Here is a 6,703-nt window from a genome sequence, read left to right on the forward strand (position 1 = left end):
CGGGCGCGGGCGCGGCCGGCTGCAGCGACGAGTTCGGATTCGGCGGCGCCCGAACGCAGGGCGGCGCCCCGGGCCTGGGCCGTGGCCGCGTTCAGGGCGGCGTCGATCTGCGGCGCGAACAGATTGCAACGGGCGTCGGCGGCGACCACGAAGGCGCGCTCATAATAGGTGTCGGCGGCCCCGGCCCAGGCGAGGGTCGGCAACCCCAGCACGGCGGCGACCGCCAGCGCGGCTTTGGTCTTCGAGGCGGTCTGGCCTATCGTCATGGGACCGCACCTTACGCATCACGCGTTCCGGTCCGGTTTCCGAGCAGGGTTATCGAAATGCTTCTGTCGAGCGACCTGTGGGTCTCCGCCCTGATCCGCCGCGCCGAGCTGGGCGGAGCCTTCGCCACCGTCGCGCGCAAGGGCGACGCCCGCGCCGGCACGGTCATCGTCAAGGCCTTCGACACCTCCAACCGCCGCGCCCGACTCTATAGTGAAGCCTTCGGGCCCGACGGCGAACGGCTGTGGATGCAGCCGGTCGAGAGCGAGTTCGAGAGCGAACTCGACGCCTATATCCAGCGCCAGATCGGCTACGACCCCGACCTCTGGGTCGTCGAGATCGAGGACCGCCAGGGGCGGCACTTTATAACAGAGAAGGTGGCGGGCGGCGGGGAGTGACGGGTGGCGAGTGGCGAGTGGCCAGTGGCCAGTGGCCAGTGGCTGATCGCATCGCTGGCGGCGGAAGGGCGGCGCAGTTCGCGCCACACCCCCGCTGGCGGCCAATCACTAGCCACTGGCCACCAGCCACCCCTAACCACCTGTGACCACCCCCCGCCGCCAGTGCGAAATCCTTAACGACGTTCGCACACGGAACCTCAAGCGGAGGCGCCTATGGTCAGCTTCAACGGGCCGCAATGAGCCCGGAGCGATGGTGGGTGTTGTCGATGCTCTTTCTTCTCAACGACGTGGTGTTCGACCTGGACGAGGCCTGCCCGGTCACGCCCGGCGACGCGCGCCGCTTTGAGAGCCTTGAGCTCGACTATGTCCTGGAACTCGGTTGCGAACTGTTTGCCGAGGATCCGCTGCTGCACCTCAACGACCCGCAGCGCGCGCGCCGTCTGGCCTGGCTGATCCACGACCGGTCCCCGGAAGTGAACGCCGCCCTGTTCGCGGCCCCCGCCGCCGGCTGCGATCCGACCCTGGTCGAGCCGCAATTCTGCGCCCTGCCCGGCGCCATCATGCGCCAGCTGAAGACCCGCGCCGCCAAGGGCCAGCTGAACGCCCTCGCCGCCGACCGCGCGGTGTGGATGCGCATGGCCGCCTGACGGCGGCGCTTGAACCCACCCGGCTGTGCTGTTTAGGGTTGTGGCCTGAGCCGGGGAGCCGGGGGGCCATGCATATTCCGACATTTCTGAAGACGGCCGTCATGGCTGTGACGGCCCTGATCCTGTTCGCAGCCGCGCCCGCCCGGGCGGAGTGGCGCAAGGCGGAGACCGCGCACTTCATTGTCTACGGAGACACCTCGGAGCGCGACATCCGCGCCTTCGCCCAGCGGATCGAGCGTTTCGACGCCTTCCTGCGGGCCTACTATCCGATCGAGACGGAGTACGAGACGCCAAAGCTGGAGATCTATCTGGCTGAGGGTTCGCGCGACATGAACCGGGTCTATCCCGGCATCGGCGGCGGCGTCGCCGGCTTCTACTCCTCGAACAGCGGCCGAATCTATGCGGTGGTGAACACCACCGTCGTGATCGGCGACGTGGTGCTGTTCCACGAATACGCTCACCATTTCATGTTCCAGATGCGCTCCAACGCCTACCCCTCGTGGTTCGTGGAAGGGTTCGCGGAGTACTACGCCACGGCCGAGGTGCGCCCCGACCGCATCCAGTTCGGACGTCACCACCCCGGGCGCATGGACGTTCTCAACCTGGGCGCCAACAGCTGGGCCCGGATGGAGGATGTGCTGAAGTGGCGCTACACGCCCTCGGGCCGCTACCCCGCCTATCTCTATTACGCCCAGGCGTGGGGCATGACCCACTATTTCATGAGCACGCCCGAGCGGACGCGGATGCTCGGCCAATACCTCGCCGCCGTGGTCCGGGGCGAGGATTCTGTCGCGGCCATGCAGGCGGCCACGGGGCGGACGCCCGAGGAACTGCAGAACGATGTGCGTCGGTATCTGTCCGGGTCGATCAACATCTGGACGCCGCAGATCACCGTGCCGGAGCCGGAGGTGACCATCGCCACACTGCCCCGGGCGGAAGCGGACATGATCTGGCTCGACATCCGGCTGGACAATATCGACGTCATCGAACTGCCGGAGGAAGAGGACGGCCAGACGCGCAAGTCCGAGGCGCAGAAGGCGCGCGAAGCCCGCGAACGCGCCGAGATGCGCGCGGACCTGATCCGCGACGCCCACGCCGCCGCCGCGCGTCATCCCGGCGACCGGATGGCCCGCCTTGTCGATGCGCGCGCCTACCGCCTGTCGTTCGATCCCGCGGCAGCGCTGACGACACTCGAGCCGCTTGTCGGCTCCGACTCCACGGACGCCGATGCGTTGCGGGTGGCCGCTTGGGCGTTGCTGGACCAGGCCGGCAAGGAGACGGACCCTGAGGCCGCGCTTCGCCTGAAACGACGGGCGAGCGGCTTTCTGGCGCGGTCCATGGACGCCGATCCGATGGACTTCCGCACCTATCTGAGCCTGAACGATGTGCGCCGCGGGTTGGCGAGCTATCCCACTGAAAACGACTTCGCCACCCTGCAGGCGGCGGTCGGCCTCGCCCCGCAGTCGTTCGAAGCGCGGCTGCGGCTGGGTGAAGCCCTGATGTCGCGGGGGCAGAACGCCGAAGCCGTGGTGATCCTGCTGCCGGTCTCCAACAGCCCTCACCGGAGCATCTACACCCGCCGCGCGCGGGAGATGATCGCCGCCGCCCGTCAAGCCCAGGGGCTGGCGGTCGAGACGTTCGAGGCCCCGCCCGAGGATCAGGCGGAACCCTCAGTGGAGGCCGAGGCGGCCACGGCCGACTGACGCCGGCCGGGCCGTTAGACCAGCACGTTGAAGACCAGGTGCACCACCGTCGCGCCGAGCACGATGACGCCGAAGCCGAGGATCAGGCTGAGGGCGGGATGCGGCCCGGTGTGGGGCGGCGGCGGGTCTGCGGGGTTCGGAGCCATGGCCGTTCCTTGCGTTTCCAAGGCGGCGCCCGATTGCGTGACCGGGTCGTCTCGCCGGCCGCAGGATGACTCCGATGCGCGTGTCTGACCAGTGGCCCGGCCCCGACGGGTGACATTCGGCCCCGTCCGCGCTACCTCGCGCGGCCCAACGGATAGAACATGTCGAAGCTCACTCTTGAACAGGAGGCCCTGCGCCGCAGGACCTTCGCCATCATCGCGCACCCTGACGCCGGCAAGACCACGCTGACCGAGCACATCCTGCTGGCCGGCGGCGCCATCCGCGCGGCCGGGGCTGTGCGTGCGCGCGGCGAGAACCGGCGCACCCAGTCCGACTGGATGAAGATCGAGAAGGAGCGCGGCATCTCGGTCAGCGCCTCGGTCATGACGTTCGAGCACGACGGGAAGATGTTCAACCTGCTCGACACCCCCGGCCACGAGGACTTCTCGGAAGACACCTACCGCACCCTGACCGCCGCCGACTGCGCCATCATGGTGCTGGACGCCGCCAAGGGCATCGAGCCGCAGACGCTGAAGCTGTTCGAGGTCTGCCGCCTGCGAGACATTCCGATCATCACCTTCATCAACAAGCTGGACCGCGAGGCCCAGGATCCGATGGCCCTGCTGGACGAGATCGCCAGCCGGCTGCAGCTCGACCCCGCCCCGATCTGGTGGCCGGCGCAGAGCGGCAATCGCCTGCGCGGCATGGTCGAAATGGGCACGGGCCGGTTCCAGCCCTACGCCCGCAAGCCCGCCGGTTCGGCAGAGGACGTCCCCCACCCCGAGGCTCTGCCGCTGGCCGACGCCGCGCGGTATTTCGAAGAGGGCGAACACGAAGCCCTGCTGGAGGCGCAGGAACTGGTCGAGGGCGGTTATCCGGCTTTTGACCGCCAGTCCTTCCTCGAGGGCCATATGACGCCGGTGCTGTGGGGCTCGGCCCTGCGCCATTTCGGCATCGACGAACTGTTGGCCGCCATCGGCGAATGGGCCCCGCCGCCCAAGACGATGAAGGCGCACAAGGCCCCACCCGCCGGAACCCGCAACGCCGCAGAGCCCGTGGCGACCACCGTCGAGCCGGGCGCGGCCGAGGTCACCGGCTTCGTCTTCAAGGTCCAGGCCAATATGGACCCCAACCACCGCGACCGCATCGCCATGTTCCGCATGGCCTCGGGCAAATTCCAGCGCGGCATGAAGCTGAAGGTCCAGAACACCGGCAAGCAGCTGTCAGTGAACGCCCCCATCATGTTCTTCGCCAGCGACCGCGAACTGGCCGAGGACGCCTATGCCGGGGACGTCATCGGCATTCCCAACCACGGCGTCCTGCGCGTCGGCGACAGCCTGTCCGAGAGCGGCCTGATCCGCTTCGCCGGCCTGCCCAACTTCGCCCCCGAAATCCTCCAGCGCGTGCGGGTCAAGGACCCGCTCAAGGCCAAACACCTGAAGAAGGCGCTGGACGGCCTGGCCGAGGAGGGCGTGACCCAGTTGTTCCGTCCCGAGATGGGCTCGGACTTCATCGTCGGCGCCGTCGGCCAGCTGCAGTTCGAGGTCATGGCCGACCGTCTGGGCGAGGAATACGGCCTGGAGGTCCTCTTCGAACCCTCCCCTTGGGCCGAGGCGCGCTGGATCGGCGGGACCAAGGCCGATCTCGAGGACTTCATGGGCAAATACCGCGGCCAGATGGCCCGCGACATCGACGACGACCCGGTGTTCCTGGCCAAGTCCAGCTGGGAGACCGGCTATGTGATGGAGCGGTTCCCGTCCGTGGCCTTCACGAAGACGAAGGAGCGGGGCTGAGCCTCGTGGCAGTCGGGACCCGGATCAACCTCAGGCTGGACCACGCACCACAAACAAGGCTTAGGTGACGGCTTCCGGGGGAGGTCCGTCTTGTCGTCAGTTGTCCATCGTCTTCTGCTCGCCCTGGCGCTGCTGGCGCTGACGCCGGCCGCCGCCCTCGCCGAGTGGCGGCGCGCGGAAAGTCCGCACTTCATCGTCTACAGCGACGGCTCGGAGCGCTCGCTGCGCGAATACACGGCCAAGCTGGAGCGTTTCGACGCGCTTCTGGCCTCCCGCTTCGGCGGCGCGAGCGCGGAGATCCGCAGGCTTCCGGTCTATCTGGTGGCAGACGGCCGGGCGTTGCGTGTGGCCGTTCCCGGCCTTCCGGAAGGGATCGACGGCTACTATTCCGCCAGTGACATCGACGTCTTCGCCGTTCTGGTTCGGGGCGAAAGCGACGACCTCCTGCTCCATGAATACAGCCATCACGTCATGGCCCGGAGCGGCGACATGCGATATCCGGGGTGGCTTCGTGAGGGCTTCGCCGAATATTTCGCCACAGCGACCGTGACCGAGCGCGGCGAGGCCTCTTTCGGCCTGCCCAACCCGGGCCGTCAGTACGCCCTGCAGCAGAACCGCTGGCTGCCCATGGACACAGTGCTGCGGGCCGACAGTTCATTCGGGATCGACAGCACGGCAGGCCGGGGCATGTACTACGCCCAGTCCTGGGCCCTGACCCACTGGCTGCTGACCGACTCCGTCCGGGTGAGAAACCTGTCCGCCTATGTCGCTGCCGTGAACGGCGGCCGGGACCCGGTCGAGGCCTGGCAGGCGATCTTCGCCATGACGCCGGATCAGCTGGCGGCCCAGCTGCGCGCCTATGTCCGCGGGCGTCTCTCCTACGCCAAGCTCGACATGCCGCCCATCAATCCAGCCATCACGGTGACGACCCTGTCGCCCGCGGCCGATGCGGTTCTTCTGCCGATGATCAACGCCCGTTCCTGGAATCCCGAGCAGATCGACGGCCCGGCGCTTCTGGCCACGCTGAGGACGGCCGGCGCCCGCTTCCCCGACGATGCCCTGGCCCTGGTCGCCCTGGGCCGCGCGGAGAAACGTTGGGGAGACCCTGCCGCCGCCGAGGCCGCCCTGACCCGCGCGCTCGAGCGTGAGGGCGACAACGTCGAGGGCCTGCTATTGATGGCGGACCTTTCCACCGAGCGCGGGGCGGATGCGGCGGATGAGGCCGAGCAGACGCGGCAGTGGGATCTGTCGCGGGAGTTCCTGCGCCGCGCGCTGGAGGCCGATTCCACCGACTATCGGGTCCACGCCGCCCAGGCGCGCTTCCAACGGTACGCGCGCGATTGAGCGCCGGCGACGATCGCCGCGCCGTTTTGCGGAACGGCCACGGGCAGGTCGAACCTCCGACGCGGCGTCGCGTTTGCTAGTCTGGGCCCAAGGGACGCGTATTGGTCCCGAAGCGGGACGACCGGAGCGCCAGCCCCCATGTTCGAATTCGGCCGGGATTTGAGGAAATTGTTCGAAAAGGCGCGCGAGAGCGACGACCTCGGCTGGCTGGAGCTGATCGGGGCCGACCTGGTCGCGATCGAAGCGCAGTCGCTCGGCATCGAGGCCGGGCGCGTGTCCAGCGCCCATCCCTTCGACAGCTGGATGCGGGCCTCGGCCCTGTGGCGCGAGCACGCGCGACGGACCGGCCGCCGGACGAGCCTGGACCGGGCGGCGGCTGCGGCCTCTGACGCGGCGCGGCACACGGCCAC

Annotated in this window: 6 protein-coding genes and 2 pseudogenes; 6 read left to right on the forward strand and 2 right to left on the reverse strand. The window is 68.5% G+C overall.

The features are described 5' to 3' along the window. A pseudogene (locus tag QQJ79_RS14360) lies at nt 1–266 on the reverse strand (hypothetical protein); the annotation flags it as partial. A 57-nt stretch (nt 267–323) separates the two neighbouring features. On the opposite strand from QQJ79_RS14360, the gene QQJ79_RS14365 reads away from it, so the two are divergent. The 3 genes from QQJ79_RS14365 to QQJ79_RS14375 all read left to right on the forward strand — a co-directional run bounded on the left by QQJ79_RS14365 (nt 324) and on the right by QQJ79_RS14375 (nt 3,012). Then, complete coding sequence (locus QQJ79_RS14365) at nt 324–662, forward strand: DUF1491 family protein (RefSeq protein WP_284223605.1); 339 nt, start codon at nt 324–326, stop codon at nt 660–662. Between the two features lie 266 nt (nt 663–928). Beyond that, nucleotides 929–1,309, forward strand: coding sequence for a hypothetical protein (locus QQJ79_RS14370; RefSeq protein WP_284223606.1), 381 nt, complete (start codon nt 929–931; stop codon nt 1,307–1,309). Between the two features lie 68 nt (nt 1,310–1,377). Further along, the gene (locus QQJ79_RS14375; RefSeq protein WP_284223607.1) at nt 1,378–3,012 is read left to right on the forward strand and encodes a DUF1570 domain-containing protein; all 1,635 of its coding nucleotides are present in this window, start codon (nt 1,378–1,380) and stop codon (nt 3,010–3,012) included. A 14-nt stretch (nt 3,013–3,026) separates the two neighbouring features. On the opposite strand, the gene QQJ79_RS14380 is transcribed toward QQJ79_RS14375, so the two are convergent. Beyond that, complete coding sequence (locus QQJ79_RS14380) at nt 3,027–3,158, reverse strand: hypothetical protein (RefSeq protein WP_284223608.1); 132 nt, start codon at nt 3,156–3,158, stop codon at nt 3,027–3,029. 159 nt (nt 3,159–3,317) lie between these two features. On the opposite strand from QQJ79_RS14380, the gene QQJ79_RS14385 reads away from it, so the two are divergent. The 3 genes and pseudogenes from QQJ79_RS14385 to QQJ79_RS14395 all read left to right on the forward strand — a co-directional run. Further along, the gene (locus QQJ79_RS14385) at nt 3,318–4,949 is read left to right on the forward strand and encodes a peptide chain release factor 3 (protein WP_284223609.1); all 1,632 of its coding nucleotides are present in this window, start codon (nt 3,318–3,320) and stop codon (nt 4,947–4,949) included. A 90-nt stretch (nt 4,950–5,039) separates the two neighbouring features. Beyond that, nucleotides 5,040–6,293, forward strand: a complete 1,254-nt coding sequence (locus tag QQJ79_RS14390) for a DUF1570 domain-containing protein (RefSeq protein WP_284223610.1) — start codon at nt 5,040–5,042, stop codon at nt 6,291–6,293. A gap of 138 nt (nt 6,294–6,431) precedes the next feature. Further along, nucleotides 6,432–6,703 (forward strand): annotated as a pseudogene (locus QQJ79_RS14395) (hypothetical protein); the annotation flags it as partial.

The sequence above is a fragment of the Brevundimonas denitrificans genome, assembly GCF_030160755.1.
GTDB classification, from domain to species: domain Bacteria; phylum Pseudomonadota; class Alphaproteobacteria; order Caulobacterales; family Caulobacteraceae; genus Brevundimonas; species Brevundimonas denitrificans.

Coding starts and splice junctions, on each gene's coding strand:
- QQJ79_RS14380 (WP_284223608.1), bottom strand. CDS start 3,158: ATGGCTCCGAACCCCGCAGACCCGCCGCCGCCCCACACCGGGCCGCAT.
- QQJ79_RS14385 (WP_284223609.1), top strand. CDS start 3,318: ATGTCGAAGCTCACTCTTGAACAGGAGGCCCTGCGCCGCAGGACCTTC.
- QQJ79_RS14370 (WP_284223606.1), top strand. CDS start 929: ATGCTCTTTCTTCTCAACGACGTGGTGTTCGACCTGGACGAGGCCTGC.
- QQJ79_RS14375 (WP_284223607.1), top strand. CDS start 1,378: ATGCATATTCCGACATTTCTGAAGACGGCCGTCATGGCTGTGACGGCC.
- QQJ79_RS14365 (WP_284223605.1), top strand. CDS start 324: ATGCTTCTGTCGAGCGACCTGTGGGTCTCCGCCCTGATCCGCCGCGCC.